Raw genomic sequence first — 26,765 nt, forward strand, 5'->3', positions numbered from 1 at the left:
GCCCGATCCGGCGCAACCCGTACCGGCCGGCAGGCGCGCGCCGGGCTCGGCGCGGCCGGGGCGCGGCTGGCGGGGCTGGGCCGGATAGCAAAACGGCGCCCCGCGCCAACGCAGGGCGGGGCCGAAAGCGCGGCGCCCCTCACGGGTACCGGCGCGGTGGCGGCCGATACCAAGGCCAAGCCGCGCTCCACCCCGCAGGACGAAGCCGAAAAGCTGACCATCTTCGGGGCGCGAAGGGCGGATTCGCCGGGTCGCACGGCAATGGGTGGCGGCACGCGCCGGGCCGGGCTGTTCGCGGCCTTGGGCGCGGTGCTGGTTCTCGCCGGAATCGGCGTTTGGGCCATGATGTCGTCGCAGCCCGAAGCACCGGGCACGTCCGCCGAGCGCACCACGCAGACAACGCAGGTGGACCCCGACACCGAGGACCTCGCCGCCCTTACCCCTCCGACGGAGGGAGAGGAGCAGCAGGGAGAGGACCAGCCGCAAGCGATCACGCCACCGCCCCTGTCGCTCGATAACGCGACGCCCGCGGCCCGGCCGGACCCCGAGGCGGTGCCCCCGCCAGCGGAGCCGGCAGCGGAGCCCGAACCGCGCGCGCCGGACGCGGCCGAGGTCGCAGCCACGCCGCCGCCGGTCGCCGACGCGCAGGATGACCCCAGTGAATCGGCCGACCCGGGCACCGTGGCGATCTCGACCATCCCACGACCCGAGGAAGCCGAGGCGCGCTATGCCGCCACCGGTATATGGCCCGCCGCGCCGGAGACGCCCGAGTCGCCCACCGCCGGGTCGGTGAACGATCTTTATATCGCCTCGATCGACCGCGAGATCGCCATTTCCGACGCGGTGGCCCTGCCGGCGGTCGAGGCGCTTGCCCCCGATCCGCGCCCGCGCCCGCAAACCACCCCGGCACTGCCCGGAACCCGCTTCAAGCTGGACGAGCGCGGCCTTGTCGAGGCCACGCCCGAGGGCACGATTTCCCCCGACGGGGTGATGATCTATGCCGGCGCGCCGCCGGCGCGGCCGCCGCGCTTGCGCACCAGCGACAACCGCGCGCAGGAAGCGTTGCGCGAACGGCTGTCGAGCGTCCGGCCCAAGGCGCGGCCCGAGGGACTGGTCGAGGAAAACGAGCGTTCGCAACTGGGCGGGCGGACACGCACCGAACTGGCAGTCATCCACCCGCGCCCGCGCCCCGACGCCATCGCGGCGCAGGCTTCCGACGAGGGCACCGAAGACGCGGCCGATATCGCGGCAGTGGCCGACGACGACGGGACGGCGCTTGCCATCGCCGTCTCGCTCAAGCCCGAGCCCCGCCCGGCGGAGCTCGATGCCAAAACGGTGACCCGTCGGGGAGACACGGTCGCGCCCGAGATCCCCACGACCGCCTCGGTCGCCAAGCAGGCGACGGTCACGAACGCGATCAGGATGCGCGACATCAATCTTATCGGGGTTTATGGAAAACCCTCCGGCCGGCGCGCGCTGGTGCGCCTGCCGAACGGCAAGTTCACCAAGGTCGAGGTGGGCGATTCGCTCGACGGCGGTCGCGTGGCCGCAATCGGCGAACGCGAGCTGCGCTACATCAAGCGCGGCCGCAACCTGGTCCTGAGGATGCCGAGCGGCTGACCGGAGCGGCGGGCAGGCGTCGTGCGCGCCCCGGCCCGCCGCAGGCCGGGCCGGTCATTCGGCCGCTTCGATTTCCCCGTTGTCGATCTGCTCCTGCTCGATGCTTTCGAACAGCGCCTTGAAGTTACCCTCGCCGAAACCGTCATCGCCCTTGCGCTGGATGAACTCGAAAAAGATCGGCCCGATTACCGTTTTCGAGAAGATTTGCAGCAGGATGCGGGTTTCGCCACCATCGACCACGCCTTCGCCGTCGATCAGAATGCCGTGCGTCTTCATCCGCTCGATGGGTTCCTCGTGGCCCTGCACGCGGGCCTTGCTGAGTTCGTAATAGGCATCGGGCGGCGCCGGCATGAAGCGGATACCGTTCCCGGCGATCGCATCGGTCGAGTCGTAGATGTTGTCGGTGCCCACGGCGATGTGCTGTATGCCTTCGCCGTTGTACTTCTTCAGGTAGGCGACAATCTGGCCGGTTTCGCCGCGATCCTCGTTGATCGGAATGCGGATGCGCCCGCAGGGCGAGGTCAGCGCCCGGCTGAACAGCCCGGTATGCTTGCCCTCGATATCGAAAAAGCGAATCTCGCGGAAATTGAACAGCTTTTCATAAAACCGGAACCACTTGTCCATATTGCCCGTGTAGACATTGTGCGTGAGGTGATCGAGGTAGTAGAAGCCAACCCCCGCGGGCTTGGATGTCTGCAGCCAGTCGAATTCATCGTTGTAGGGCGAGGTATCGTAATACTGGTCGATGCAGTAGATCAGCGACCCGCCGATGCCCTTGATCGCGGGCACATCCATGGTGCGGTCGTTTTCCATGTAGGGTTCGGCCCCATTGGCCACGGCGTGATCGAACGCCTTTTGCGCATCGGCCACACGCCAGCCCATCGACGGCGCGCAGGGGCCGTGCTCCCCGACGAAGCGCATCGCCATCGAGCCCGGTTCGGCGTTGACGATGTAGGTTATGTCGCCTTGCTGCCACAGCTCGATATCGCGGGTCTTGTGGCGCCCGGTCAGCGCATAGCCCATGCGCGCGAAAAGCGTCCGCAGCTCGTCGGGGTCGGGATGGGCGAACTCGACGAACTCGAACCCATCGGTGCCGGCGGGGTTCTCGGGCGTGATCTCGGATCGCGGGGCGTCGTGCGGGAAGGGGCCCATGGGAATCTCCTTGATTGGCTGTGACTGTCCTGTTTCGCTAATGGTTAGTTTACATGATAACGAACCGGGAATCTGCGCATTCTCCTTGCCATATAGGTACTCTCATGCGTAATTGATGCATAAATCGTAGGAATTTCAGAAATTGCGCGCATGATCGACGAAACCGACAAGCGGCTGCTCGCCGCGCTTCAGGCCAACGCGCACCTCACCGCGCAGCAGTTGGGCGAGATGCTCAACCTCTCGCCCAGCCAGGCCGGACGGCGACGCCAACGGCTTGAACAGGCCGGCTATATCCGCGGCTACGCGGCAAAGCTCGACCCGGGCCGGATGGGGTTGGACGTGCAGGCTTTCATCCAGGTGCAACTGGGCAGTCACGGCCCCGAGCAGGCGCAGGGCTTTGCCCGGCTGGTGGCCACGCGCCCCGAGATCGTCAGCGCGTGGACGCTCACCGGCGATGCCGATTACATGCTGCGTATCTATTGCACCGATCTCGCGGCGCTCAACCGGTTGATCCACGAGGTGCTGTCGCCGCACCCGGCGGTCGCCCGCGTGCAAAGCCAGATCGTCATGGACCAGTTCAAGCAGGACGCCCCCCTGCCCACCTGACGGGCCGTCCGGGGGCGCGCGCGATGGCGGCGCTCAACCGTCGCTGACGCCGGCCTCGGCGAAGGTGGCCATCCCCGAATGGCAGGCCACCGCCGCCTTGAGCACCCCAAGCGCCACCGCCGCGCCCGAGCCTTCGCCCAGCCGCATATCAAGCGACAGCAGCGGCGCCATGTCCAGCGCCCGCAAGAGCCGCGCGTGCCCCGGCTCGGCGCTGACATGTCCGGCCACGCAGTGATCCAGCGCGCCGGCGCGGGTGCGCTCCAGGCAGGCGGCGGCGGCGGTGCAGATGAAGCCATCCAGGATCACCGGGATGCGCAAGGCGCGCGCCCGCGCAATCGCCCCGGCCATCGCCGCCAGTTCGCGCCCGCCGAGGCAGCGCAATGCGTCCAGCGCGCCGGCACCGCCGTGCAACGCCACGCCTGCCGTCACCACGCGGGCCTTGTTGGCCAACCCGGCATCGTCGACACCGGTGCCGCGCCCGACCCAGTCTTGCGCCGTGCCACCGAAAAGCGCCAGCGCCAGCGCCGCCGCCGAGGTGGTATTGCCGATGCCCATCTCGCCGCAGATCAGCACGTCGGCGTCCGCATCGACCGCCGCCCAGCCGGCCGAAAGCGCGGCGACGACGCCGGCCGCGTCCATCGCCGGGGCGGTGGTGAAATCCGCTGTCGGGCGGTCAAGCTCCAGCGCATGCACGTCCATCCGCGCCCCGAAGGCGCGCGCAAGCTGGTTGATGGCGGCGCCGCCGCGTTGGAAATTCTGCACCATCTGCCCCGTCACTTCGGCGGGGAACGCTGAAACGCCTTGCGCGGTAACCCCGTGGTTGGCGGCGAACACCAGCACCTGCGGCGCGGCCAGCGCGGGGCGCGGGGTGCCACGCCAGCCGGCGTACCAGATCGCCAGCTCCTCCAGCCGGCCAAGCGCACCGGGGGGTTTGGTCAACTGGCCGTTGCGGTCTTGCGCGGCGGCGGCGGCACCGGCATCGGCCGCCGGGGCCTGCGCGACCAGCTCGGCGAACTCTTCCAGGCTTGAAAACGGCGCGGTCATGCTATCCCCCTTGTTGATCGTTGCCATTGGGCGGTGTTTAACCTGCCCCACGAGCGGAACAAGGCGCAAAGAGGCAAAAGCATGCATGTACCCGACGCCGAACGGCCTGCCCCCGGCGATGTCGCGGTGGCGCTGTCGCTGCTGACGCGATTGCCGCTCAACCCCGGCGCCGCCGATTTCACCCGCGCGACCGCGGCCGTATGGGCCTACCCGCTGGCCGGGTTGGCGGTGGCGGCGATTGCCGGCATGATCAGCTGGGCGGCGCAGGCGCTTGGCCTGCCCGCGCCGCTGGCGGCGGGGTTGTCGCTGGCCGGGCTGGTCGTGCTGACCGGCGCCATGCACGAGGATGGGCTGGCCGACAGTGCCGATGGGCTGTGGGGCGGATGGGACCGCGCGCGGCGGCTGGAGATCATGAAGGACAGCCATACCGGCAGCTACGGCGTGATCGCGCTGATCCTGTCGCTGGGCGCGCGCTGGATGGCGCTGAGCCTGCTGTGGCAGCAGGGCGGCGCCGTGGCGGCGCTGATCGCGGCCGCGGCCCTGTCGCGCGGGGCGATGCCGGCGCTGATGGCGGCGCTGCCCCATGCCCGTGCCGACGGGCTGTCGCGCAGCGTCGGGCGCCCGACACCGCGCATGGCGGGGCTGGCGGCACTGCTGGCGGTCGGCATCGCGGGGCTGAGTATCGGCCCTGTCGAGGCGATCACGGCGGCGCTTGCCGCCGGCCTGGCGGCATGGGCGGTCGCGCGGATCGCCAGGGCACGCATCGGCGGACAGACCGGCGATATCCTCGGCGCCTGCCAGCAGTGCTGCGAAATCGCGGCGCTGTGGGTGCTGTGCGCCTGACCCCGCGACCACGGGGCGGACGAAAAAACCGCGCCCGTTTCACGGGGCGCGGTCGAAGTCTTGCGAAGGTGCGGGCGCGGGCTCAGGCCGCGCGGGACACCAACACCTCGTCGACCTGCTTGGCGGCAGCGACCTCGTCGTTGCCGCTGACCGCCGCAACCTCGCGGGTCAGACGTTCGAGCGCCGCCTCGTAAAGCTGGCGCTCCGAATAGCTCTGCTCGCGCTGGTCGTCGGTACGGTGCAGGTCGCGGACCACTTCGGCAATCGCGATCAGATCGCCCGAGTTGATCTTCTGTTCATATTCCTGCGCCCGGCGCGACCACATCGCGCGCTTGACCTTCGCCTTGCCCTTGAGCGTGCTCAATGCCTTCGAGATGATGTCGGGGCTCGACAGCGAGCGCATGCCGATCTCGGTGGCCTTGTCAGTGGGCACGCGCAGCGTCATCTTGTCCTTCTCGAACGACACGACGAACAGCTCCAGCGGAATGCCGGCGATTTCCTGTTCCTCGATCGAGATGATCTGTCCGACGCCATGGGCGGGGTAAACGACATAGTCGTTGGGGTGGAATTCGGATTTTCTCGTTTTGCTCATGCAATCCTTCCTTGCAGGCAGCGCCCCGAAACCCGACAGAAAACCATCGGGGTCACTTGGATCCCGAACGGGTCACGACATAAAAACAGACTGTATGCGCAAGGCAGCGGCGCGCAGGCAAGGTTCAGGGGCGTTTATTACAACGACCATGTGTATATCACACTTTTTTGACAGCCGAAAGCACAGCGGCCACGGAACCGGTATTTCCCGTGATTCACAATGTGTTAACGATGCTGGCCACGCGGCGCGCGGCGCGCCCGCCCGAATAGTGCAGCGAATCGGGGCTCAGCCGCCTTCGCCCGGCGCCTCGGAGAAATACTTGGACAGCTTGTCCTCCTCGCCGTCGCGGTCGTCGGCGTCGGGCAACGGGTCTTTCTTCGAGATGATGACAGGCCAGCTTTCCGAGTATTTCCGGTTGAACTCCACCCATGTTTCCATGTCCGGCTCGGTATCCGGGCGGATGGCATCCGCGGGGCATTCCGGCTCGCATACACCGCAATCAATGCATTCGTCGGGGTGGATGACCAGCATATTCTCACCCTCGTAGAAACAATCCACCGGGCAGACCTCGACACAGTCGGTGTATTTGCAGGCGATGCAGTTATCGGTGACGATGTAAGTCATATCTCTCTCTCACCTTCCCGGAACGGGCCTGACGTAGACCAGCACCACGCATCATTCAAGCGCCCGCGACCGATCGCGTATCATTATCCTGCGGTCCTTCTTGGTCGGCCGACCGCCGCCCTCGTATCGCGGCGCGGCCGGGACATCGTCCTTGATCTCGGTCAAGTCCTCGTAAAGCGTTTGCGCCTCGGTAGCGGGGCCGCGCCGCGCGCCCGGCGCGACGAGCCGCACCACCCTCACCCGCTGCCCCTGCGGGAAGGTCAGCACGTCGCCGCTGCCCACCTGCTGCGCAGGCTTGACCGCGCGGGTGCCGTTGACGCGCACATGCCCGCCGCGCACCACCCCGGCGGCCAGGCTGCGGGTCTTGAAAAACCGCGCCTGCCAGAGCCACTTGTCGAGGCGGATCTTGTCGACCCGCTCCGCATCCGACGCCGGCCCTGCCGCCGTCACGTCTTGTCCTTGAGCCCCATCAGCGCCGCGGCGAAGGGGTTGTCGGGGTCGATGCGGTCCTTTTTCGGCGGGCCGGCCTTGTCGGTCCTTGGCGCGGTGTCACTGCCCTTGCCCTTGGGCTTGCGCCCCTTGCCGGCATTGCCCGCCTTGGCGCGCGGCTTGCCACGGGGCTTGTCGGCGCGAGGACCGCCGGCGGGCTTGCGGGCCCAGGTGAAGGTGTAGAACACCTCCGTTTCCGGGGCGGCGTCGGCCGCGTCTGCCGACGTTTCGGGCGGCGGCTCGGGTGCCTCGGGCGGTGTCGGCTCGGGCCCCTCGTCGGGCGGATCGGCCGGTGTTTCCGGCGGCGTCGCGGGCGGGGTCTCGACCGGCGGCTCGGGCGTCTCGGCCGGGCCGGGCGGCTCTTCTTCGGGGGTGCCCGCCGCCTCGTCCGGGGTGCCCACCGCCATATCGTCCGGCGTGCTCGCCACCGCTGTGTCGGGCGTACCCGCCGCCGTATCCGGGGCCGGGCGCGGCTTTTCGCGTTCGCCGCGTTCGGCGTTGTAGCCCAGCCCCTGCATCAACTCGGCGAACTGCTCCAGCGTCATGCCGGTGATCGACAGCATGTCGGGCGTCGCCTCGAACCCGGCGCGGCTGTCTTCGGCGCGCAGCATATCGGCCAGGCGTTCGAGCATGTCGATGCGGATCGCCCGCGCGCCCGCCGCGCGGTAGCCTGCCATGGTGTGGTAACCCTGCGGTGCCTGCGCATCCGCCGGCACCGTGACCAGCCCCGGCGGCGGCGCCTCGGGGAAATGGTCGAGCCCCTGCGCCAGCGACCACAGCACCAGCCGCAGGCGCGTCGGCGCAGGTTTCAGCAACAGCGGCATGAACACCGTGAACTGGCCAAACCGCACCCCGTGCTTGCGCAACCCGGCACGCGCGTCCTGGTCCAGCGCCTTGACCTCCTGCGCCACCTCGCCGCGCGGCAACACGCCCATGGCCTCGACCATGCGGAAGGCAAAGCCGCGTGCCAGCCCGGTCAGCGCCTCGTCGCGCTGCATGTTCAGCAGCGGCTCGAACAGCGTGGCGATCTTGCGGTCGATGAAGTGCTGCAAGCGCCGCTGCACCTTGGCGGCGACATCCGGGCCGGCCTCGTCGTCGACGAAGGCCACCACCTGCGGCTTGAGCGGATCATCCCCCGCCGCAAGCCGGCCGACCGCCTGTTCGCCCCACATCAGGCCGCCCTGTTCGGTGAAGTCGATCTCGGTATCGGGGGCGTTGTAGAAGCGGTCGGCACGCAGGTGGAACTGCGGCGCCAGCGCCGCGGCGCTGGCCTGGCGTAGCGTCTTGGCCTCCTGCCCCGTGGCATCCTTGTCCTGGCGGAATCGAAATCCTTCCAGCCGACCGACGAACTCGCCCTCGACCGTCACCTCGCCCTTGTCGTTCACTTCGGCCACCATGGCCTCCTTCTGCTTGAGCCGGCGCAGCAGAACCGATGTGCGCCGGTCCACAAATCTTTGCGTCAGGCGCGCGTGCAACGCGTCCGACAGGCGATCTTCTACCGCGCGCGTGCGCTCGCGCCAATGACTTTCGTCATGGACCCAACCGCTGCGCTGCGCGACATATGTCCATGTGCGGATGAATGCCAACCGTTTCGACAGCGCGTCGATGTCGCCATCGGTGCGGTCGATGCGCTTGACCTGACGCGCCAGCCAGTCGTCGGGCACCCGCCCCGACTGGTGCAGGAAACCGAAGATCGATTCCAGCAAACCGGCATGTTCGGCGCTGCTGATGCCGCGGAAATCGGGGATGCGGCAGACATCCCACAACAGCCGCACCGAGGCCGGATCGCCGGCGCGTGCGCGCACCTCGGCCGAGTTCGAGAGCGCGCGAAGCGCGGACAGGTCGTCGGCCTCTCGCGCGCGGGTCAGTATGGCATCCTGCGGCGCCTTTTCCAGCGACGCGACGAGCGCGTCGATGCTGGCGAACGACAGCTCCGGGTTGCGCCATTGCAGCCGGCGGATCGGGGTGAAGCGGTGCTCCATGATCGCCTGCGCGACGTGGTCGTCCAGCGCCGGGGCCTCGCCGGTCACACCGAAGCTGCCATGCGCCATGCCGCGCCCGGCGCGCCCCGCGATCTGGGCCAGTTCATTGGGCGCCAGCGGGCGCATCCTGCGACCGTCGAACTTGGTCAGCGCCGAAAACGCGACATGGTCGATATCAAGGTTGAGCCCCATGCCGATGGCATCCGTGGCGACCAGGAAATCGACATCGCCGTTTTGGTACATTTCCACCTGGGCGTTGCGGGTGCGCGGGCTGAGCGCCCCCATCACAACCGCCGCACCGCCCTTCTGGCGGCGGATCAGCTCAGCCGTCGCATACACATTATCAATCGAAAACCCCACAATCGCGCTACGCGCCGGCATTCTGCTTATCTTTTTCGAACCTGAATAGGAAAGCTGCGACATCCGCTCGCGTTGCAGGAACTGCACCCCCGGCACCAGCGCCGCGATGGCCCCGCGCATGGTATCGGCGCCCATGAACAGCGTTTCGAGCTGGCCGCGCGCGCGCAACAGCCGGTCGGTGAAGACATGGCCACGCTCAGGGTCGGCGCAGAGCTGTATCTCGTCGACGGCGACGAAATCGGCGCCCAGGCCCTCGGGCATCGCCTCGACCGTGCAGACCCAGAATTGCGTGCGCGGCGGCACGATCCGTTCTTCGCCGGTCACCAGCGCCACCACCGAGGGCCCGCGCGCGGCGGCGATCTTGTCGTAGACCTCGCGCGCCAGCAGCCGCAGCGGCAGGCCGATTATTCCGCTGCGGTAGCCCAGCATCCGGTCGATCGCGTAATGGGTCTTGCCGGTATTGGTCGGCCCGAGAACCGCGCTGATCCGAGAAGGCTCGGCCATGGGAAGACCCCTGAACTTGGTGTCGGCGGCGCGTGCCGCGCTCAGAGCGCGACGTCGTCGCCGCGCGCATCGAGCCGCTCAAGCGCCTCGCGCGCCCTGTCGTAGTGCGGGTGAAGACGCAGGACAAGCGCATAGGCGCGCGCCGCCGCCTCGGGGCGGTCAAGCTGCTCGAAAATCGCCGCCAGCCCGAACGCGGCCTGGAAATGCTGCGGATCCAGCGCCAGCGCGCGTTCCAGATCGGCAGCCGCGATGCCGGGGCGCTCGGCCTCGAAAAAGGCGCGGGCGCGCAGAACCCAGCCTTGCGCGATACCGGGCGCGTGATCGGTGGCGGCGGTCAGGTGTTCGATGGCGGCGCGCACCTCGCCGCGTTCCAGCGCGTCGCGCCCCCGCCGCAACAACAGGTCGATCGACGGCGAGCCGGTTTTCGACCATTCCATCCGGATATCGCGCACGATTCCGGCGGCTTCGCCGGGGCCGCTTTGCGCCAGCGCGTCATAAAGCGCCTGCAAGCGGTCGCCCTCCGCCGCGGCGGGTAGGGAAAACGCCACTGTCGCGATGCCTGCCGCGACGATACGATTGATCCACAAGGTCATCACGCCCATAACCGCCAGTGTAGCGCACGCGGCGGGCATTGTTACCCCCGGGTGGAAAATTGTGAGGACACCACCGATGAGCAACGTGATCGAAACGGCCGTGACGGCCCTGAACGAAAAACTCGCCGATGCCGATTTCGACGGCCTGGCCAAGTTCGTCATCGAAGGCGAAGGCGCGGTCATGGTCGATTCGCAGGGCGCGCGCGCCGCGGATGAGGCAGCCGACGTGACGCTGACCGCGGATGCCGAGACCTTCCAGGCGATGATGGAGGGCGACACCAACCCCACAGCCGCCTTCATGAGCGGCAAGCTCAGCGTCGATGGCGACATGGGGATGGCGATGAAACTGGGGTCGGTCCTCGCCTGAGATGGAGAACGCCCCGTTTTTCGCCGACGTGGCTGACGGCCCCGCCGACTGCGCGGCGTGGTGGGTGCACGCCGAGGACGGCGTGCGCCTGCGGCTGTGCGTATGGGCGCGCGCGGCGGCCACGCGCGGCACCGTTCTGCTGTTTCCCGGGCGCACCGAGTACCTTGAGAAATACGGGCGCACCGCGGCGGACCTGGCGGCGCGGGGCTTTGCCACCATGGCGATCGACTGGCGCGGCCAGGGCTTGTCGGACCGGCTGCTCGCCGACCGTCGCATCGGGCATGTCGACCGGTTCACCGACTACCAGCACGACGTGGCGGCAATGGTCGCAGCGGCGCAGGCGCAGGCGCTGCCCAGGCCATGGTTCCTGCTGGCCCATTCGATGGGCGGCTGCATCGGCCTGCGCGCGGTGATGGAGCGCGATGACGTCACCGCCTGCGCCTTTACCGGGCCGATGTGGGGCATCGCGATGTCGCCGGTCACACGGGCGCTTGGCGGCGCCCTGGCGGCGGCCAGCGCGACGCTGGGCATCGGTCACCGGTTGGCCCCGAGCACCAAGGCGGAAACCTACGTCAAGGCCGAGCCGTTCGAAGGCAACATGCTGACCACCGATTCGGACATGTATGCCTACATGCAGGCGCAATGCCTGCAGTACCCGGAATTGGCGCTCGGCGGGCCAAGCCTGCACTGGGTGCACCAGGCGCTGTCGGAAACGCGCGCGCTGGCGCGCCGGCCCTCGCCCGACCTGCCCTGCGCCACCTTCGTGGGCAGCAACGAGCGCATCGTCGACCTCGACCGCATCGCCGAGCGGATGAAGGCCTGGCCGCGCGGCACGCTGGAACGGGTCGAGGGGGCCGAACACGAGGTTCTTATGGAACGCGCCGCGATGCGCACCCCGGTGACCAACGCCATCACGTCGCTGTTCACCGGGGCCGCCTGACTGCACGCTCAGGCGTCGCGGCGTACCTCCTGGCGCTGGCGGCCCAGCCCCGCGATCTCGAGCTCCATCACGTCGCCCTCGCGCAGGAACCGCGGCGGCTTCATGCCCATCCCGACTCCCGGCGGGGTGCCGGTGGCGATGATGTCGCCGGGGTTGAGGCTCATCATCTCTGACAGGTGCGCGATGATCTGCGCCACCGTGAAGATCATCGCGGTGGAATTACCCGTCTGCATGCGCGTGCCATTGACATCCAGCGACAGCGCCAGCGATTGCGGATCGCCCGCCTCGTCGGGCGTGACCAGCCACGGCCCCACCGGGCCGAACGTGTCGCAGCTCTTGCCCTTGGTCCACTGGCCCACGCGCTCGGTCTGGAAGGCGCGCTCCGAGATGTCGTTGACCACGCAGTAGCCCGCGACATGGTCCAGCGCGCGATCCGCGCTCACGTACTTGGCGCGTTTGCCGATGACCACGCCCAGTTCCACCTCCCAATCCGACTTTTCAGACCCGCGCGGCAGGTAGACCGGGTCGTTGGGGCCGCCGAGGCTGGAGGTTGCCTTCATGAACACGATCGGCATCGCCGGCGGCTCCATCCCCGCCTCGGCGGCATGGTCGGAATAGTTCAGCCCGATGCCGATGAATTTGCCCACCTGGCCCACCGGCACGCCGATGCGCGGCGTGCCTTCGACACGCGGCAGGGTTTCGGGGTCGACACGCGGCAGATCCGCCAGCACCTCGCCGGCGAGGTCGGGCACGACGCCCGACAGATCGCGCAGCGCGCCCGCGGAATCCAGAAGCCCCGGCCGTTCGTGACCGGGTTCGCCGAAACGTAGAAAGCGCATGTGATCCTCCCTCTGAGTCGGCCCACACATTATCGGCCAGCCGGGCGAGCGCAAGCCACCGGCCCGCGGTCGCGGACGCACCGGACAGCGCGAATCCGGGCGCGGAGGCTTCTGCCGCAATTCGGCAGACGCCCCTTGAGGCCGCGCGACGGCCCGCATATGTCTGGGCCAAACAGTGAAAGGACGCCCCGATGATCCATCTTCCCCGGCTTGCCCGAGACGCCGACGCCCCGCACGGTGACAAGGATCTGGGCGCGCTGCCGGAATGGGATCTCTCCGACCTCTATACCGCGCCCGACGCGCCCGAGTTGCAGCGCGATCTGGACTGGCTGCAACAGGCCTGCGCCGACTTCGCCCGCGACTACGAAGGCCGGCTCGCCGATCTCGACGCCGCCGCCATGCTGGAATGCGTGCACCGCAACGAGCGCATCAGCGCCGTCGCCGGGCGCATCATGTCGTTTGCCGGGCTGCGCTATTACCAGCAGACAACCGATGCCGGGCGCGCCAAGTTCCTGTCCGACTGCCAGGCCAGGATCACCGACGACACCACGCCGCTGGTATTCTTCACGCTGGAGCTGAACCGGCTGGACGATGCCCATGTCGACGCGCTGCTGGCACAAAACGCCGAGCTGGGCCGCTACGAACGGGTGTTCAAACGCATCCGGGCGATGAAGCCCTACCAACTGTCCGACGAGCTGGAAAGGTTCCTGCACGATCTGGGCGTTGTCGGCGACGCGTGGGAGCGACTTTTCGATGAAACCGTCGCCGGGCTGGAATTCGATGTCGATGGCGAGACCCTGGGCATCGAATCCACGCTCAACCTGCTGACCGACCCCGACCGCGCTAAGCGCGAAGGCGCAGCGCGCGCCGTGGCGCAGGTGCTGAGCGACAACCGCCACATCTTTGCCCGTGTGCACAACACCCAGGCCAAGGAAAAAGAGGTGCTCGACCGCTGGCGCGGCATGCCGACGCCGCAAACCGGCCGGCACCTGGCCAACGATGTCGAGCCCGAGGTCGTCGAGGCGCTGCGCAACGCCGTGGTCGCGGCCTATCCGCGGCTCAGCCATCGCTACTATGAACTCAAGCGCAAGTGGCTGGGCGTTGAGCGGATGCAGGTCTGGGACCGCAACGCACCGCTGCCCATCGAAGCGCCTAGGACCGTCGACTGGGCCACCGCGCGGCGCACCGTGCTCGACGCCTATCGCGGCTTCGACGTGCGCATGGCCGAGCTGGCCACGCCGTTTTTCGATCGCGGCTGGATCGACGCCGGCGTCAAGCCCGGCAAGGCCCCCGGCGCCTTTGCCCACCCCACGGTGACCGACGTGCACCCTTACGTGATGCTCAACTACCTCGGCAAGCCGCGCGACGTGATGACGCTGGCGCACGAGCTGGGCCACGGCGTGCACCAGGTGCTGGCTGCCGACCAGGGCGAGATGCTGTCATCCACGCCCCTGACCCTGGCCGAGACCGCCAGCGTCTTCGGCGAGATGCTGACCTTCCGCAAGCTGCTGGACGACGCCGGGTCGCAAGCCGAACGCAAGACGCTGCTGGCGGGCAAGGTCGAGGACATGATCAACACCGTGGTCCGCCAGATCGCCTTCTACGATTTCGAATGCAAGCTGCACGAGGCGCGGCGCGACGGCGAACTGACCCCCGACGACATAGATGCGTTGTGGATGAGCGTGCAGGCCGAAAGCCTTGGCCCCGCCTTCGATTTCATGGACGGCTACGAGACGTTCTGGGCCTACATCCCGCATTTCGTCCACTCACCCTTCTACGTCTATGCCTATGCCTTCGGCGACGGGCTGGTAAACGCGCTCTACGCCGCCTACCAGGACGCCCCCGAGGGGTTCCAGGACAAGTATTTCGCGATGCTCAAGGCCGGCGGCGCCAAGCACCATTCCGAGTTGCTCGCGCCCTTCGGCCTGGATGCCAGCGACCCGGCCTTCTGGGACAAGGGGCTGTCGATGATCGAGGCGATGATCGACGAGTTGGAAGCCATGGAAGACTGACGCGGACGCCGCCGCGAACGCCCTGACCGGTGCGCCGCACCCACCGGCGGGGATGTCTCAAGCCAGAGGAAACGCCAGAGCGCCCGGCATGGGTAACGAAAACCCGCTTCTTCTGGCCGAAAATATCCCGGGGTGAATTGGCCGCAGGCCAAGAGGGGCAGCGCCCCTCATCGCGCGGTCACTTCAACTGGCTGTCCTTCGATGCGCGCCGGTTGGGGCCGCCGCGCGGCGCGCGGGCCGCATCGCGTTCCTGCTGGCACTCGATGCACAGCTTGACGCCCGGAATCGCGTCGCGCCGTGCGCGGGGGATTTCCTCGTCGCATTCGACGCACCGCGAACGGCTTTCGCCCGATGGCCCCTTGCGGGCCCTGAGCCGTGCAAGCTCATCGGAAACCGAAGCCTCGATCTGTTCGTTCACGGCGCCGTCGCGCGCCCAGCCACCAGCCATGCTCGTCTCTCCTGTCCTGCGCGTCTCCTGCGGGGTCAGCCCCGTTCCAGCATCCCCTTTTCGGCGGCAAGCGCGCGCATCCGCTCTTGCAGCTTCTCGAAGGCGCGCACCTCGATCTGCCGGATACGTTCCCGGCTGACACCGTATTGCGTGCTCAGATCCTCCAGCGTCACGGTTTCGTCGGTCAGCCGCCGCTGGGTGAGGATGTCGCGCTCGCGCTCGTTGAGCACGTCCATCGCCTTGCCCAGCATCTCGCGGCGCGCGTCAAGCTCGTCGCGGGCCTCGTAGTCGCTGGCCTGGTCGGCGCTCTCGTCTTCCAGCCAGTCCTGCCATTGCATGGACCCTTCGCCCTCGGCCCCGATGGTGGCGTTGAGCGAGGCGTCGCCGCCCGACATGCGCCGGTTCATCGAGATGACCTCGTCCTCGGTCACGCCGAGATCGGTCGCGATGCGCTTGACCGCCTCGGGGCGCAGGTCGCCTTCGTCCAGCGCGCCGATGCGCGCCTTGGCCTTGCGCAGGTTGAAGAACAGTTTTTTCTGCGCGCTGGTCGTGCCCAGCTTGACCAGGCTCCAACTGCGCAGGATGTATTCCTGGATGCTGGCACGGATCCACCACATCGCGTAGGTGGCCAGCCGGAACCCCTTGTCGGGATCGAACCGCTTGACCGCCTGCATGAGGCCGACATTGGCCTCGGAAATCACCTCGGCCGTCGGCAGGCCGTATCCGCGATATCCCATGGCGATCTTGGCCGCCAGGCGCAGGTGCGAGGTGACCATCTTGTGCGCGGCCTCGGCATCCTGTTCCTCGGCCCAGCGTTTGGCCAGCATGTATTCCTCTTCCGGCTCCAGCATCGGGAACTTGCGGATTTCCTGCAGGTACCGGTTCAGCCCGCCCTCTGGCGTGGGTACGGGTAGATTGGCATAATTGCTCAACGCGTATCCTCCTAAATGTTTAGGGGCTTAACATAGATTTGTGTCCACCGCCGCCGCGTTTCAACCGTCAAGCGGGATTGCTCGGGGAAATGTAACCTCGAATCATCACCGGCGAAACCGGATTGCATGGCGTTCACGCGGGCGTGTCCACGGCCGGACGGCGCAGCGCCGCGAGAAGCTCCTCCATATCGGCGGGCAGCGGCGCCTCGAACCGCATCGCCTGCCCCGAAACCGGATGCGTGAACCCCAGCACCGCCGCATGCAACGCCTGCCGGCCAAAGCCGTGCACCACCGCGGCGGCGGCCGCGGACAGCGCCTTGGCCGATGCCCGGTGCCGCCCGCCATAGACCGGATCGCCGATCAGTGCGTGGCCGGCATGGGCCATGTGCACCCGGATCTGGTGCGTGCGCCCGGTTTCCAGCCAGCAATCCAGAAGGCTTGCAACCGGCGGCTTGCCGAACCGTTCGGCCACGCGGACGCGGGTGACCGCGTGGCGCCCGCCCTGGAACACCACCTGCTGTTTCTGCCGGTCGGTGCGGTGCCGGGCCAGTTGCGTGGTGATCCGCACGATCCCGCCCGGTTCGAACCCTATGCCGCGCAGCCCGCGCAGGCGCGGGTCGCCGGCATCGGGCACGCCGTGGGCAACCGCACGGTACAGACGCTCGACACTGTGGCGTTCGAACTGCGCGGCCAGCCCGTGATGGGCGCGGTCCGACTTGGCCACCACCAGCAGGCCGCTGGTATCCTTGTCGATGCGGTGCACGATACCGGGCCGCCGCGCCCCACCGACACCCGACAGGCTGTCGCCGCAATGGTGTAGCAGCGCGTTGACAAGCGTGCCCTCGGCCGAGCCCGGGGCAGGGTGCACCACCATCCCGGCGGGCTTGTTGACCACGATCAGCGCCGCGTCCTCGTGCACCACGTCAAGCGCGATCGGCTGCGCGCGCATGTGGCTTTCCTCGGGCGGCGGTAAGTCGATCTCGATGCGGTCGCCGGCCTGCACGCGCGCCTTGGGGTCATGCGCCGGTGCGCCATTGACGCGCACGCAGCCTTGCGCCAACAAACGCGCCAGCCGCGTGCGCGACAGTGCCGCCGAGGCTGGCACGTCGCGCGAAAGCGCCTTATCAAGGCGGGCAGGCGGATCGGTCGCGATCGAAAAACCCAGAACGGGGGAGCCCATGGACGAAAACCCTCAGCCGGAGGAGCCGGCGAACCTGCGATACCTGCGCCTGCTGGTCACGGTTCTGACAGGCACGATGATTGCCGGGCTTCTAGTCATCATCGCCCTGTTTGTCATCCGCTTTTCCGACCGCCCCGCGCCGTTGCCGGGAGCGATCACCCTGCCCGATGGCAGCACGCCCGCCGCGTTCACCATGACCGACAGGTGGTATGCCGTGGTCACCGAGGCCGACGAGATCCTGATCTTCGACCGCGACACCGGGACGTTGCTACAGACACTCGCCATCGAAGCCGGCGAATAGCAGCTTGGGCGATGCGCGTCGCAAGTGGGAGTGGTACCGCCTCCCCGGCTCGAACGGGGGACCTCTGGATCCACAATCCAGCGCTCTAACCTACTGAGCTAAGGCGGCTCTGGAGGGCGATTTATCGCCCCTCCGATGCGAATGCAAGGGCGTTAGAGGTCGATTTCCCAGCTTTGTTCGACCAGATCAACGCCGAAACTGCGCACCGGGCGCGATGCGGTCAGTCGCCAGCCATGGGCGGCATAAAGCGCGCAGGCGGCGCGGTGGCTTTCATGGGTCCACAATTGCATCCGGGCATACCCGCAGTCGCGCGCAAAGGCCATGCAGGTATCCAGCAGCCGATGGCCCAGCCCGATGCCCCGCGCCTCGGGGGTGATCAGGAACAGCCTGAGCTTGGCGCTGGTGTCGTCGTGGCGCACGCAGAAGATGCTGCCGACACGCCGCGCCCCCTGCCAGGCGATCCAGCCGCGTTCCGACCCCGGATCGTGGTGGGCGATGAACGCCTCGACAATGCCGCTCACCAGGGTGCCGAAGGTGGCGTCGAACCCCTCGTCGCTGGCATAAAGCGCCGCGTGCTGGTCAATCAGCCACTCGGCGTCGTCGGGGGTGAACGTGTGCAGGCTGACCGTATCCATGCCCGCATGATTGCCGCGCGATACTTGTCAATCAAGGCCAAAGCGGCTAGCGCCTTTGCGCGGAGGGGCCGGCCTGCCCCGCGCCGCCAGAAGGAGAACCGGAAATGGGCATCGACACCGAACGCGACATCGAGGCCAACCTGCGCATCGGCCCCACCAACGTGGGCATGGTGCGTCTGTTCATCGAGGCCGACGGCACCGAGATCCCGATGGATTTCACCCCCGACGAGGCCGACGACATCGCCGAGGAAATTCGCGCCGCTGCTGCGGGCGCGCGCAAGCTCAGCCGTTGATCCGCGACTGCGGGTCGCGCAGGGCGTGCAGCCGCCGCGCGGCGTGGACCGCGAACTTGCGCGTCAGCACCTTGCGCCGGGCCGGGGCCAACGGCGATTGCGGTGCCATGCGCAGGATCTCGGCGCCGAAGCTGTCGGCCACGATGAGGCCGGTATCCTCGGGCAGCACCTCTTGCGGAAAGGCATCGTCCACGGCCCAGAAAAAGCGGTCGCACCACGGCAGATAGCCCTGCCATTTACCGTCGGCGCGAAAATCGGCCAGCGACGACTTGCACTCGACCACCCACAACTCGCCCTTCGGGCCAAGGCCCATCACGTCTACGCGCAGCCCGCGCGCGGGCGTGAATTCCTCGACGCTGGCGAATCCGAACCCATCCAGCGCGCGGGCGACGCCACGGGCCAGAACGACACCGGGGCGCGGGGATGGCATGGGCGCGTTCGACATGACCCGAATATGAACGAAACACGAACACATGCAAGCCCTTGCCGATAGGGGCGCTGCACATTACCTAGGACTCAGGCGGGTTCTGCTCTTCGCGTGAACGGTTACATTCCAGTGGCCTTAATCACTTCCGAGGGAGCTGGCTCTGTTCAGGCCCTGGTCTGATTACCCGGCGCCCACCTGTACTCGCAGGCTCTCGGGAATGCGCTAACCACACGGTCGCTGCGGGCCCGCCGCCCAATCCACGCAGGACACCGTCGCGCCGCAGGACGGCACCGACAGGGCAAACGAAAGCGCGCCAAGGTTGCCCCCCGGCGCGCGCATTGCTACGTCATCTCGTATGTGCGGCCGCGTTCAGCGGCGCTTGCCCGTGGCCTTGGCCTTGGCCGCGGCGCGCACCGGCACCAGCCGGGTCAGATCGACGCGGATCGCGTCGCGCTTGCCGCCGTGGTCGTCATCGTCGCTGTCCTTGAGGTTCATGACCGCGATGGCGAATTGCACCCCCGCGAACACGAAGCCGTTGGACAACCACAGAATGAACACCGCAAGCAGCCCCACGTCGGAATGGGTCACGAGGTGCCACAGGTTGGCGACGTTGAAGTAAAGCAGCATCGCCACGAACGCCGCCGCGATGGCATAGCCGATAATGACATGGGTGATATAAAGGCGGATGAGCTTGGGCATCGGGTCGCTCCGTCGGTTCGGGTGTCTCTCAAACGTATCGTGCATGCGGCATATTACAACCCGCCGCACCGCCCCTGCGCCAAATTGTGGCGGAACCGCGCTCAGCCCCCGCTCGCATCGCCGGACGCGGGCGCATCGCAGTCGGGGGCGTTCGGGTGGGCGCGCTCGGCCGCCTCTTCGGCGGCGATCCGTTCGGCCTCGCGCAGCAAAAGCCGCTCGATCCGGCGCTCCAGAAGGCGTGCTTTCTCGTCCTGCTGGGCGAAATCCTCGTGGATGTCGCGCAACAGCGCCGCCGCAACCCCGCACATCAGCAGCATGAAGGGGAAGGCCGCGATGATCGACACCGTGCGAAGACCCTCCAGCCCGCCGCTGAGCAGCAGCACGACAACCACCATAAGCTGCGTCACGCCCCACATCAGACGCAGCGAGACCGCCGGGCTGAGCACGCCGCGGGCCGTGAACATGCCCAGCACCACGGTCGCCGAATCGGCCGAGGTGACAAGGAACATGGTCACCAGAAGGATCGCCAGCACCGCCCACAGCGTACCGCCGGGCAACTGGTCGAGCATCACGTACAGCCCCGCCGGCACCTCGCGCGCCACCGCGTCGGCGATGCCGGCGTTTTCGAATATCTCGAAATGGATGGCCGCGCCACCGAAGGTCGAGAACCACAGCATGCTCAACGCCACCGGCACCACCATCACGCCCAGCACGAACTCGCGGATCGTGCGCCCGCGCGAAATGCGGGCGATGAAGCTGCCCACGAACGGCGCCCAACTAAGCCCCCAGGCCCAGTAGAAGATCGTCCATTGCTCGACCCATTCGCCGCCCGAATAGGGGCTAGTGACAAGGCTCATCTGCACCACGTTGCCAAGGTATTCGCCCAGGGTCTGCGTCATCACGCCGAAAACGAAGCTGGTCGGCCCCAGCAACAGCACCACCAGCAGCAGCAGGCCCGCCAGCGCCATGTTGAGGTTGCTCAGCCCCCGCACACCGCGATCCAGCGGCGTCGTCGCCGACAGCATGAACAACGCCCCCACAACCCCGAGGATCAGCAGTTGAACGCCGAACCCGTATGGCAGCCCCGTAAGGCGCGCCAGCCCGCTGTTGATCTGCAAGGCGCCAAGGCCCAGCGTCGTGGCCACACCGAACACCGTTGAAACCACTGTGAGGATATCCACCGCCTCGCCCCAGCCGCCGTCGGTGCGCGCGCCCAGAAGCGGGCGTAGCGTTTCGCTGATCAGGCCGCGGCTCTGGTGGCGGAAGCGGACATAGGCGATCGCCAGCCCGACCAGCGCGAAGCTGGCCCATTGATGCAGGCCCCAGTGGAAAAAGGCATATCGCATCCCCGCCTGCGCCGCCACCTGGGTGCGCGGCAACCCGGTTCCCAGCGGCGGGTCGTTGAAATGCATCATCGGTTCGGCCACGCCCCAGAACACCAGCCCCACGCCCATGCCGCCGGAAAAGATCATCGCCAGCCAGCTTGGGTAGGAAAACTCGGGCGCCTCGTCGTCTGGACCCAGCCGGATGCTACCGGCTCGCGACAGCCCCAGATAGAGCACGAACCCCACGAAAACCGTGGTGACCAGCAGATACATCCATCCGACATTGGCCGCCGTGGCGTGCAGGATGGCCTGCGCACCGCGCTGCACTGCGCTTGGGGCGATGGCCGCCGCGACGACAAACGCCACCACGATCAGGATCGACACCCGGAACACCCGCCCGACATCGCCCAGAGTGCCTTGAATCGTCCGCAACAGCGTCTTCATCCAACGTGTCCCGTGCCTTGCAGTTCACGACGCCCGGATTCCGCGCGCGTTCAGAATGCCTCGGGTTTCGCCGCGTGGGCCATGTGGTCGACGATGGCGTTGACGAAATCGCCTTCCTTGCCCTCGGGGAAAAAGGCACGCGCGATGGAGACATATTCGCTGATCACCACCCGTGGCGGCGTGTCCGAGGCAACCAGTTCCGCCCCGGCAGCGCGAAACAGCGCCCGCAACGTCGGGTCGATCCGGTCGATCGGCCACTTGGCGACCAGCGCGCGGTCAGTCATCCGGTCGATCCGCGACTGCCAGTTCACCGCATCGTCGAGGATACGCCCGAACAGGTCAACATCGCCGTCCAGCAACTCGGCCCCGTCATGCGACTCGCCAAAGCGGTAAGCCAGGAATTCGGCACGCACCGACTCGCTGCTTTGCTGCGAATGCTCCATCTGGAACAGCGCCTGCACGGCGTAAAGCCGCGCGGCGGATTTCATCCGGCGCCTGAGATTGCCCGACAGTTCCTGCGGCCGATCGTCTTCGCTGGTCATGAGGTGCTGGTGCCCTTGCTCTGGTGGCCCGCGGCTGCGGGGGCCGGCCCGGTCTGGAATCCGACCCCGGAACGGGGCGAGCCCCACTTACGGGCAAGCGCGACCAGATGCAAGGCGGCCGCGGCGGCACCGCCGCCCTTGTTCTGCGCCGCCGGATCGGCACGCACCTCGGCCTGTTCGCGGTTTTCGACGGTCAGGATGCCGTTGCCGATGCACAACCCCTGCAAGCCCAGCAGCGTCAGCGCGCGCGAGCTGTCGTTGCACACGGTCTCGTAATGCGTCGTCTCGCCGCGGATCACGCAACCAAGCGCCACGAAGCCGTCGAAATCGCGCATCCGGCCGGCCATGCCGATGGCTGCCGGCAACTCCAGCGCACCGGGCACTTCCACGGTCTCGAAGCTGCCGCCGGCGGCGTCGATCTCGGCGCGGGCGCCGGCCAGCAGGTTGTCGGCGATGTCGCGGTAAAATGGCGCCACCGCGATCAGCAGTTTCACGGGCTCGTCGAACTTCGGGCGCGGCAGGCCGTCATGGGATTCGCTTGTCGCCATCATGCGTCTCCTTCGCTCAGCGGGCGGGTGCCCACGATGGTGATGCCGTAGGCGTCGATGCCCAGGTAGCGCGTGTCGGGGCTGTCGGTCAGCAGGATCAGCTCGTGCAGGCCCATGGTGGACATGATCTGCGCGCCCAGACCTGTGTGCTTGACGGTGCGTGGGCCGTCGTCGTCCTCGGCGCGCATCAGGCCGGGGCGCGGCTCGCGGAACAGGAACACCGCGCCGCGGCCCTCGTCGGCGATGATCTGCATCGCGCGGGGCAGCTTCTGCGCCGGACCCGACAGGCCGATGGCCAGAACGTCCTCAAGCGCGTTGAGCGCGTGCGCGCGCGCCAGCACCGGACGGCCATCGGTGACGTCGCCCTTGGTCAGCACCGCGTGTTCGGTGCCGCTGATCACATCGGCAAAGATGCGCATCCGCCATTCGCCGCCATAGGCCGAGGTGACGGTTTCGCTGCGCACTTCGCGCACCAGGTTGTCGTGCTTGTGGCGATAGGCGATCAGATCGGAAATGGTGCCGATCTTCAGCGCGTGTTCGCGCGCGAAATCCACCAGGTCGGGCAGCCGCGCCATGGTGCCGTCGTCGCGCATGATCTCGCAGATCACGCCGGCCGGTTTCAGCCCCGCCAGCCGCGCGATGTCGACCGCGGCCTCGGTATGGCCGGCACGCACCAGCACCCCGCCCTGGCGCGCCCGCAGCGGAAAAACATGCCCCGGCGTCGCGATGTCGGCCATGGTGTTCTGCTCGTTGATCGCGGTGGCAACGGTCAGCGCGCGGTCGGCGGCCGATATGCCCGTGGTCACCCCCTCGCGCGCCTCGATCGACACGGTAAAGGCGGTTTCGTGGCGCGACGAGTTGTTGACCGCCATCATCGGCAGGCCCAGCCTGTCGATCCGGTCGGACGTCATCGGCAGACAGATCAGGCCGCGCCCGTAGGTGGCCATGAAGTTGATCGCCCGCGGATCGGCGAATTCCGCCGCGATCACCAGGTCGCCCTCGTTCTCGCGGTCCTCGTGGTCGACAAGGATGAACATCTCGCCCGACCGCGCGGCGGCGATGATGTTCTCGATCGGGCTGATCGCCGCGCGCAGCGCGTCCTCGACCGGGCCGGGGTGTTCGTAGGGAGTGCTGTCGGACATCGGATACCCTTGCGTTGACGCCCCGCCAGATAGCCCGTCGCGCCCCGGATTGCCAGTCAAACCTGTGCCGATGCGGCGCCGCGGTTCAACCGCGGAAACGCCACAACGCCGGCAGGAAACGGTAGCCATCCGCCTCGCGCAGCACATGGCCGACACCGGGGAAGGCGAAGTGGTAACCCAGAACCGCGATCCCGTCGGCGGCGGCCATGTCCAGCAGCCGCATCCGCGTCGTCACCGCCATCTCGCCATCGGAGTCAAACCCGTTATACCATTTCGGCCGCGCGAAGCTGAGCAGCGAATGCGTCATCGCGTCGCCGAGCGCCATCAACTGCTTGCCGCCGCTTTCGACGACCACGCTCATGTGCCCCGGTGTATGGCCGGGCGTGTCGACCATGCGGATACCGGGCGCCACCTCGTGGCCATCGCGCGCCAGCACCCAGTCGGCACCGTCGACGTTGATCGAGTTGACCGCGCCCAGCACGAATTGCTGATCCTCGGCCGGCACCTGGTTGACCAGGTCGTCCTGGGTCCAGTAGCGATGCTCGGCCTCGCCGATGAAGTATCGCGCGCCGGGGATGATCGCCTCGTCGAAGCCGTCGCGCACGCCCCAGATATGGTCGGGGTGCGCATGGGTGATGACCACATGGGTGATGCTGCCGGGGTCGATGCCCGCGGCGCCGAGATTGTCCATCAGCCGCCCCGTGGTGGGCAGGAACCGGTTGCCCGAGCCGACATCGACCAGCACCCGCGCCTCGCCAAGGTCGATGACGAGGTGGTTGGTGTGGGAATAGCCCATCTCGGCCGACAGGTAATGCCGGCGCAGGAAGGCCTGCACCTCTTCGGGGTCGGCGTTGACCCCGGTGCCATCGGTGGGCAGCGAAAAATATCCGTCCGAAACCACGGTCAGTTCCGCCTCACCCATGGTGAAACGATAATGGCTCGGGTTGGCTTTGGCCGGCGCGCCCAGGGTCGCCCGCGCCGCGGCGGGCAGAGCAAAGGCGGGCGCCATCGCGGCCAGTCTCAGGATGTCGCGGCGTTTGGGTCGCAATAGGGTCATGTCGATATCCTCCTTCTCGGACGGGACCGAGGATAGGCGGTGTGCCACACAACGCAACGCATTTCGTGAATATATTCGCGGCGCCTCAGCCCATCTCGCCTCAGCCCATCTCGCCTCAGCCCATTTCGCCTCAGCCCATTTCCTTGAGCCGCGCCACGTAGCGCGCCAGCGTATCGATTTCCAGGTTCACCGCGTCGCCCGCGTCAACGTCGCCCCAGGTGGTGACCTGCTTGGTGTGGGGAATGAAATTGACCCCGAACTCGCAGCCTTCGACCTCGTTCACCGTCAGCGAGGTGCCGTTGAGCGCGACCGACCCCTTGGGCGCGATGAACCGGGCCAGGTCGTGCGGCGCGCGCAGGGTGACGCGGGTGCTGTCGCCCTCGTCCGTCACCGCGACCACCTGCGCCAGCCCGTCGATATGGCCCGACACGATATGCCCGCCCAGTTCGTCGCCGACCTTCAGCGCGCGTTCGAGGTTGACGCGCTGCCCCTCGGCCCATCCGCCCAGATTGGTGCGCGCCACCGTCTCGGCGGAGATGTCCACATCGAACCAGTCCGGCCCGGTATCGACCACGGTCAGGCATACCCCGTCGCAGGCGATCGAGGCGCCCAGATCGACGCCTTCCATGTCGTAGTGCGTGCCGATCCGGGCGCGCAGGTCGCCGCGGTTTTCCAGCGACCGCACCGTGCCGATGTCGGTTATGATGCCGGTGAACATGGCCTTTGCCTCCGTGGTGATGGGCGGCCCGAAGCACGACCGCTTTCGCCCGTCAGGTAGCCCTGTCAGCCGCGCGTGGCAAGATTCGTCAAGGTTGCGCCTTACTTTTGTCCCGTGGAGCGGCTAATCAGGCCGCATGAGGGACGATCGCCGCGCAACGGGTACGGATGCCACCACGCCAGGGGAATCCCCCGGCGGGCGGGCTTTCCTGTTCCTGCAAGGCCCGCACGGCCCGTTCTTTCACCAGCTCGCCACCATGCTGCGCCGCGCCGGGGCGCGGGCCTGGCGCGTGGGCTTCAACGCCGGTGACCGCGTCTTCTGGCCGCACGGGGCCAGCTACATCCCGTTTCGCGGCCGGGCCGAGGACTGGCCCGCCACTCTGTCGGCGCTGCTCGATTCCCACGACATCACCGATATCGTCCTCTACGGCGATACCCGCGCCATTCATGCCCGCGCGCGCGAGATCGCGCAGCAGCGCGACCTCAGGGTGCATGTCTTCGAAGAAGGGTATCTGCGCCCCTACTGGGTCAGCTACGAGCGCGGCGGCTCGAACGGCCATTCGCGGCTGATGCAGATGTCGGTGGAGGCGATGCGCGAGGCGCTGGCGCACAGCGATACCGAAGCCCCCGCCGCGCCGGCCTTGTGGGGCGACATGCGCGAGCACATCTTCTACGGCGCGCTCTACCACTGGTTCGTGATGTGCGCCAATCGAGGCTACCGCAACTTCCGCCCGCACCGCGACCTGACGGTCAGCCGCGAGTTCCGCCTCTACCTGCGGCGGCTCCTGCTGATGCCGTTCCATGCCGTCGAGCGGCGCCTGACCACGCTGCGTATCCGGCTGGGGCGCTTTCCCTACCATGTCGCGCTGTTGCAGCTTGAACACGACGCCAGCTTTCGCGCCCATTCGCCGTTCTCTTCGATGACCGAGTTCCTCGACCTGGTGATCGACGGCTTCGCGCACGGCGCGCCGGCGCATCACCACCTCGTCATCAAGGCCCATCCGCTGGAGGACGGGCGCGTCAACCTGCGCCGCGAGATCGCCCGCCGTGCCGCCGCGGCGGGCGTCGGCGGGCGCGTGCATTTCCTGCTGGGCGGCAAGCTGGCGCAGCTTCTCGACGAGGCGCGCAGCGCCGTCACCATCAACTCGACGGCCGGGCAGCAGGTGCTGTGGCGCGGCCTGCCGCTCAAGGCCTTCGGCGACGCGGTCTATGCCAAGGCGGAATTCGTCTCGGACCAGCCGCTGGCCGAGTTCTTCGCCGCCCCGCGCCACCCCGACCGGCGCGCCTACGACGCCTATCGCCGCTATCTGCTGGACACCAGCCAGGTGCCGGGGGGCTATTACTCGGCCCGCGGACGCCGGCAATTGCTGCGCCATGTCGTCGACATGATGCTGTGCGACGCGGACCCCTACGAGGCGCTGGCCACGGGCAAAGCGGCGCAGCGGCAACAGTTGCAGCTGGTGCGCTGACGAAGCCGAACCCTGCTACTGGATTTTCTCGTTGCGATA

28 protein-coding genes, 1 tRNA gene and 1 pseudogene are annotated in these 26,765 nt (G+C 67.7%); 9 read left to right on the forward strand and 21 right to left on the reverse strand.

The window, feature by feature from the left end:
• A pseudogene (locus Q0L89_RS10005) lies at positions 1–1,620 on the forward strand (hypothetical protein); the annotation flags it as partial.
• A gap of 54 nt (positions 1,621–1,674) precedes the next feature.
• On the opposite strand, the gene hppD reads toward Q0L89_RS10005, so the two are convergent.
• Entirely contained in the window at positions 1,675–2,772 is a 1,098-nt protein-coding gene (gene hppD / locus Q0L89_RS10010; RefSeq protein WP_296764499.1) for a 4-hydroxyphenylpyruvate dioxygenase, read from the reverse strand.
• Positions 2,773–2,922: 150 nt separating this feature from the next.
• Between hppD and Q0L89_RS10015 the strand changes: the two genes are divergently transcribed.
• Positions 2,923–3,378: an Lrp/AsnC family transcriptional regulator gene (locus Q0L89_RS10015; protein ID WP_296764502.1), complete on the forward strand. Its 456-nt coding sequence runs from the start codon at positions 2,923–2,925 to the stop codon at positions 3,376–3,378.
• A 33-nt stretch (positions 3,379–3,411) separates the two neighbouring features.
• Here Q0L89_RS10015 and cobT read toward each other — a convergent pair whose 3' ends face one another.
• Positions 3,412–4,422, reverse strand: a complete 1,011-nt coding sequence (cobT, locus tag Q0L89_RS10020) for a nicotinate-nucleotide--dimethylbenzimidazole phosphoribosyltransferase (RefSeq protein WP_296764505.1) — start codon at positions 4,420–4,422, stop codon at positions 3,412–3,414.
• 81 nt (positions 4,423–4,503) lie between these two features.
• On the opposite strand from cobT, the gene cobS reads away from it, so the two are divergent.
• On the forward strand, positions 4,504–5,265 hold the full coding sequence (gene cobS, locus Q0L89_RS10025) for an adenosylcobinamide-GDP ribazoletransferase (RefSeq protein ID WP_296764508.1): 762 nt from the start codon (positions 4,504–4,506) through the stop codon (positions 5,263–5,265).
• Between the two features lie 82 nt (positions 5,266–5,347).
• On the opposite strand, the gene Q0L89_RS10030 is transcribed toward cobS, so the two are convergent.
• The 5 genes from Q0L89_RS10030 to Q0L89_RS10050 all read right to left on the reverse strand — a co-directional run bounded on the left by Q0L89_RS10030 (position 5,348) and on the right by Q0L89_RS10050 (position 10,418).
• Positions 5,348–5,857 carry a CarD family transcriptional regulator gene (locus Q0L89_RS10030; RefSeq protein WP_296764511.1) on the reverse strand — a complete coding sequence of 170 codons (510 nt, stop codon included), beginning with the start codon at positions 5,855–5,857 and terminating at the stop codon, positions 5,348–5,350.
• Between the two features lie 285 nt (positions 5,858–6,142).
• Positions 6,143–6,481 (reverse strand): ferredoxin FdxA, encoded by a 339-nt coding sequence (gene fdxA / locus Q0L89_RS10035; protein WP_296764513.1) that lies wholly within the window; start codon positions 6,479–6,481, stop codon positions 6,143–6,145.
• Positions 6,482–6,532: 51 nt separating this feature from the next.
• Entirely contained in the window at positions 6,533–6,931 is a 399-nt protein-coding gene (locus Q0L89_RS10040) for an RNA-binding S4 domain-containing protein (protein WP_296764515.1), read from the reverse strand.
• Positions 6,928–9,816 carry a helicase-related protein gene (locus Q0L89_RS10045; RefSeq protein WP_296764518.1) on the reverse strand — a complete coding sequence of 963 codons (2,889 nt, stop codon included), beginning with the start codon at positions 9,814–9,816 and terminating at the stop codon, positions 6,928–6,930. The genes Q0L89_RS10040 and Q0L89_RS10045 overlap by 4 nt, the downstream gene beginning before the upstream one ends.
• Before the next feature lie 41 nt (positions 9,817–9,857).
• Complete coding sequence (locus Q0L89_RS10050) at positions 9,858–10,418, reverse strand: tetratricopeptide repeat protein (RefSeq protein WP_296764521.1); 561 nt, start codon at positions 10,416–10,418, stop codon at positions 9,858–9,860.
• Between the two features lie 67 nt (positions 10,419–10,485).
• On the opposite strand from Q0L89_RS10050, the gene Q0L89_RS10055 reads away from it, so the two are divergent.
• Together Q0L89_RS10055 and Q0L89_RS10060 are read left to right on the forward strand one after the other, a co-directional pair.
• Positions 10,486–10,776 (forward strand): SCP2 sterol-binding domain-containing protein, encoded by a 291-nt coding sequence (locus Q0L89_RS10055; protein WP_296764523.1) that lies wholly within the window; start codon positions 10,486–10,488, stop codon positions 10,774–10,776.
• Position 10,777: 1 nt separating this feature from the next.
• Entirely contained in the window at positions 10,778–11,716 is a 939-nt protein-coding gene (locus tag Q0L89_RS10060) for an alpha/beta hydrolase (RefSeq protein WP_296764526.1), read from the forward strand.
• 8 nt (positions 11,717–11,724) lie between these two features.
• On the opposite strand, the gene Q0L89_RS10065 is transcribed toward Q0L89_RS10060, so the two are convergent.
• A complete protein-coding gene (locus Q0L89_RS10065; RefSeq protein WP_296764530.1) occupies positions 11,725–12,555 on the reverse strand; it encodes a fumarylacetoacetate hydrolase family protein in 831 nt (276 codons plus the stop codon).
• 191 nt (positions 12,556–12,746) lie between these two features.
• Between Q0L89_RS10065 and Q0L89_RS10070 the strand changes: the two genes are divergently transcribed.
• Positions 12,747–14,567 (forward strand): M3 family oligoendopeptidase, encoded by a 1,821-nt coding sequence (locus Q0L89_RS10070; RefSeq protein ID WP_296764531.1) that lies wholly within the window; start codon positions 12,747–12,749, stop codon positions 14,565–14,567.
• 178 nt (positions 14,568–14,745) lie between these two features.
• Here the strand turns inward: Q0L89_RS10070 and Q0L89_RS10075 are convergent, their stop codons facing one another.
• The 3 genes from Q0L89_RS10075 to Q0L89_RS10085 form a co-directional block, all read right to left on the reverse strand.
• On the reverse strand, positions 14,746–15,015 hold the full coding sequence (locus Q0L89_RS10075) for a DksA/TraR family C4-type zinc finger protein (protein WP_296764534.1): 270 nt from the start codon (positions 15,013–15,015) through the stop codon (positions 14,746–14,748).
• Between the two features lie 35 nt (positions 15,016–15,050).
• A complete protein-coding gene (rpoH, locus tag Q0L89_RS10080; RefSeq protein WP_296764537.1) occupies positions 15,051–15,947 on the reverse strand; it encodes an RNA polymerase sigma factor RpoH in 897 nt (298 codons plus the stop codon).
• Between the two features lie 133 nt (positions 15,948–16,080).
• The gene (locus tag Q0L89_RS10085; RefSeq protein ID WP_296764540.1) at positions 16,081–17,127 is read right to left on the reverse strand and encodes a pseudouridine synthase; all 1,047 of its coding nucleotides are present in this window, start codon (positions 17,125–17,127) and stop codon (positions 16,081–16,083) included.
• On the opposite strand from Q0L89_RS10085, the gene Q0L89_RS10090 reads away from it, so the two are divergent.
• Complete coding sequence (locus Q0L89_RS10090; RefSeq protein WP_296764542.1) at positions 17,126–17,428, forward strand: DUF6476 family protein; 303 nt, start codon at positions 17,126–17,128, stop codon at positions 17,426–17,428. The two genes, Q0L89_RS10085 and Q0L89_RS10090, sit on opposite strands and share 2 nt — an antisense overlap.
• Positions 17,429–17,459: 31 nt before the next feature.
• Here the strand turns inward: Q0L89_RS10090 and Q0L89_RS10095 are convergent.
• A tRNA-His gene (locus tag Q0L89_RS10095) sits at positions 17,460–17,536 on the reverse strand.
• A gap of 44 nt (positions 17,537–17,580) precedes the next feature.
• Positions 17,581–18,063 (reverse strand): GNAT family N-acetyltransferase, encoded by a 483-nt coding sequence (locus tag Q0L89_RS10100; protein WP_296764545.1) that lies wholly within the window; start codon positions 18,061–18,063, stop codon positions 17,581–17,583.
• Between the two features lie 104 nt (positions 18,064–18,167).
• On the opposite strand from Q0L89_RS10100, the gene Q0L89_RS10105 reads away from it, so the two are divergent.
• Entirely contained in the window at positions 18,168–18,356 is a 189-nt protein-coding gene (locus tag Q0L89_RS10105) for a DUF6324 family protein (protein ID WP_296764548.1), read from the forward strand.
• Here the strand turns inward: Q0L89_RS10105 and Q0L89_RS10110 are convergent.
• The 8 genes from Q0L89_RS10110 to Q0L89_RS10145 all read right to left on the reverse strand — a co-directional run bounded on the left by Q0L89_RS10110 (position 18,346) and on the right by Q0L89_RS10145 (position 25,258).
• Positions 18,346–18,801 (reverse strand): MmcB family DNA repair protein, encoded by a 456-nt coding sequence (locus Q0L89_RS10110; protein WP_296764551.1) that lies wholly within the window; start codon positions 18,799–18,801, stop codon positions 18,346–18,348. The genes Q0L89_RS10105 and Q0L89_RS10110 overlap by 11 nt on opposite strands.
• Positions 18,802–19,152: 351 nt before the next feature.
• Positions 19,153–19,482 (reverse strand): hypothetical protein, encoded by a 330-nt coding sequence (locus Q0L89_RS10115; protein WP_296764554.1) that lies wholly within the window; start codon positions 19,480–19,482, stop codon positions 19,153–19,155.
• 101 nt (positions 19,483–19,583) lie between these two features.
• On the reverse strand, positions 19,584–21,251 hold the full coding sequence (locus Q0L89_RS10120) for a BCCT family transporter (RefSeq protein WP_296764556.1): 1,668 nt from the start codon (positions 21,249–21,251) through the stop codon (positions 19,584–19,586).
• A gap of 50 nt (positions 21,252–21,301) precedes the next feature.
• Positions 21,302–21,793 carry a transcription antitermination factor NusB gene (gene nusB / locus Q0L89_RS10125; RefSeq protein WP_296764558.1) on the reverse strand — a complete coding sequence of 164 codons (492 nt, stop codon included), beginning with the start codon at positions 21,791–21,793 and terminating at the stop codon, positions 21,302–21,304.
• Positions 21,790–22,341, reverse strand: coding sequence for a 6,7-dimethyl-8-ribityllumazine synthase (locus Q0L89_RS10130; protein ID WP_296764561.1), 552 nt, complete (start codon positions 22,339–22,341; stop codon positions 21,790–21,792). Before Q0L89_RS10130 ends, nusB begins: the two co-directional genes overlap by 4 nt.
• Positions 22,341–23,483: a 3,4-dihydroxy-2-butanone-4-phosphate synthase gene (gene ribB / locus Q0L89_RS10135; RefSeq protein WP_296764564.1), complete on the reverse strand. Its 1,143-nt coding sequence runs from the start codon at positions 23,481–23,483 to the stop codon at positions 22,341–22,343. Before ribB ends, Q0L89_RS10130 begins: the two co-directional genes overlap by 1 nt.
• An 85-nt stretch (positions 23,484–23,568) precedes the next feature.
• The gene (locus Q0L89_RS10140) at positions 23,569–24,540 is read right to left on the reverse strand and encodes an MBL fold metallo-hydrolase (protein WP_296764567.1); all 972 of its coding nucleotides are present in this window, start codon (positions 24,538–24,540) and stop codon (positions 23,569–23,571) included.
• Between the two features lie 130 nt (positions 24,541–24,670).
• Positions 24,671–25,258: a riboflavin synthase gene (locus Q0L89_RS10145; protein WP_296764569.1), complete on the reverse strand. Its 588-nt coding sequence runs from the start codon at positions 25,256–25,258 to the stop codon at positions 24,671–24,673.
• Positions 25,259–25,394: 136 nt separating this feature from the next.
• Here Q0L89_RS10145 and Q0L89_RS10150 point away from each other — a divergent pair, with 136 nt between their 5' ends.
• Positions 25,395–26,726: a capsule biosynthesis protein CapA gene (locus Q0L89_RS10150; RefSeq protein WP_296764571.1), complete on the forward strand. Its 1,332-nt coding sequence runs from the start codon at positions 25,395–25,397 to the stop codon at positions 26,724–26,726.
• Positions 26,727–26,765 lie beyond the last annotated feature (39 nt).

Origin of the sequence: Sediminimonas sp. (assembly GCF_024637375.1) — a bacterium.
Classification (GTDB): domain Bacteria; phylum Pseudomonadota; class Alphaproteobacteria; order Rhodobacterales; family Rhodobacteraceae; genus Sediminimonas.

Excerpts from the sequence above, each read along its gene's own strand:
- hppD (WP_296764499.1), bottom strand. The coding sequence starts at position 2,772 with ATGGGCCCCTTCCCGCACGACGCCCCGCGATCCGAGATCACGCCCGAG.
- Q0L89_RS10015 (WP_296764502.1), top strand. The coding sequence starts at position 2,923 with ATGATCGACGAAACCGACAAGCGGCTGCTCGCCGCGCTTCAGGCCAAC.
- cobT (WP_296764505.1), bottom strand. The coding sequence starts at position 4,422 with ATGACCGCGCCGTTTTCAAGCCTGGAAGAGTTCGCCGAGCTGGTCGCG.
- cobS (WP_296764508.1), top strand. The coding sequence starts at position 4,504 with ATGCATGTACCCGACGCCGAACGGCCTGCCCCCGGCGATGTCGCGGTG.
- Q0L89_RS10030 (WP_296764511.1), bottom strand. The coding sequence starts at position 5,857 with ATGAGCAAAACGAGAAAATCCGAATTCCACCCCAACGACTATGTCGTT.
- fdxA (WP_296764513.1), bottom strand. The coding sequence starts at position 6,481 with ATGACTTACATCGTCACCGATAACTGCATCGCCTGCAAATACACCGAC.
- Q0L89_RS10045 (WP_296764518.1), bottom strand. The coding sequence starts at position 9,816 with ATGGCCGAGCCTTCTCGGATCAGCGCGGTTCTCGGGCCGACCAATACC.
- Q0L89_RS10050 (WP_296764521.1), bottom strand. The coding sequence starts at position 10,418 with ATGGGCGTGATGACCTTGTGGATCAATCGTATCGTCGCGGCAGGCATC.
- Q0L89_RS10055 (WP_296764523.1), top strand. The coding sequence starts at position 10,486 with ATGAGCAACGTGATCGAAACGGCCGTGACGGCCCTGAACGAAAAACTC.
- Q0L89_RS10060 (WP_296764526.1), top strand. The coding sequence starts at position 10,778 with ATGGAGAACGCCCCGTTTTTCGCCGACGTGGCTGACGGCCCCGCCGAC.
- Q0L89_RS10065 (WP_296764530.1), bottom strand. The coding sequence starts at position 12,555 with ATGCGCTTTCTACGTTTCGGCGAACCCGGTCACGAACGGCCGGGGCTT.
- Q0L89_RS10070 (WP_296764531.1), top strand. The coding sequence starts at position 12,747 with ATGATCCATCTTCCCCGGCTTGCCCGAGACGCCGACGCCCCGCACGGT.
- Q0L89_RS10075 (WP_296764534.1), bottom strand. The coding sequence starts at position 15,015 with ATGGCTGGTGGCTGGGCGCGCGACGGCGCCGTGAACGAACAGATCGAG.
- Q0L89_RS10090 (WP_296764542.1), top strand. The coding sequence starts at position 17,126 with ATGGACGAAAACCCTCAGCCGGAGGAGCCGGCGAACCTGCGATACCTG.
- Q0L89_RS10085 (WP_296764540.1), bottom strand. The coding sequence starts at position 17,127 with ATGGGCTCCCCCGTTCTGGGTTTTTCGATCGCGACCGATCCGCCTGCC.
- Q0L89_RS10100 (WP_296764545.1), bottom strand. The coding sequence starts at position 18,063 with ATGGATACGGTCAGCCTGCACACGTTCACCCCCGACGACGCCGAGTGG.
- Q0L89_RS10105 (WP_296764548.1), top strand. The coding sequence starts at position 18,168 with ATGGGCATCGACACCGAACGCGACATCGAGGCCAACCTGCGCATCGGC.
- Q0L89_RS10110 (WP_296764551.1), bottom strand. The coding sequence starts at position 18,801 with ATGTCGAACGCGCCCATGCCATCCCCGCGCCCCGGTGTCGTTCTGGCC.
- Q0L89_RS10115 (WP_296764554.1), bottom strand. The coding sequence starts at position 19,482 with ATGCCCAAGCTCATCCGCCTTTATATCACCCATGTCATTATCGGCTAT.
- Q0L89_RS10120 (WP_296764556.1), bottom strand. The coding sequence starts at position 21,251 with ATGAAGACGCTGTTGCGGACGATTCAAGGCACTCTGGGCGATGTCGGG.
- nusB (WP_296764558.1), bottom strand. The coding sequence starts at position 21,793 with ATGACCAGCGAAGACGATCGGCCGCAGGAACTGTCGGGCAATCTCAGG.
- Q0L89_RS10130 (WP_296764561.1), bottom strand. The coding sequence starts at position 22,341 with ATGGCGACAAGCGAATCCCATGACGGCCTGCCGCGCCCGAAGTTCGAC.
- ribB (WP_296764564.1), bottom strand. The coding sequence starts at position 23,483 with ATGTCCGACAGCACTCCCTACGAACACCCCGGCCCGGTCGAGGACGCG.
- Q0L89_RS10140 (WP_296764567.1), bottom strand. The coding sequence starts at position 24,540 with ATGACCCTATTGCGACCCAAACGCCGCGACATCCTGAGACTGGCCGCG.
- Q0L89_RS10145 (WP_296764569.1), bottom strand. The coding sequence starts at position 25,258 with ATGTTCACCGGCATCATAACCGACATCGGCACGGTGCGGTCGCTGGAA.
- Q0L89_RS10150 (WP_296764571.1), top strand. The coding sequence starts at position 25,395 with ATGAGGGACGATCGCCGCGCAACGGGTACGGATGCCACCACGCCAGGG.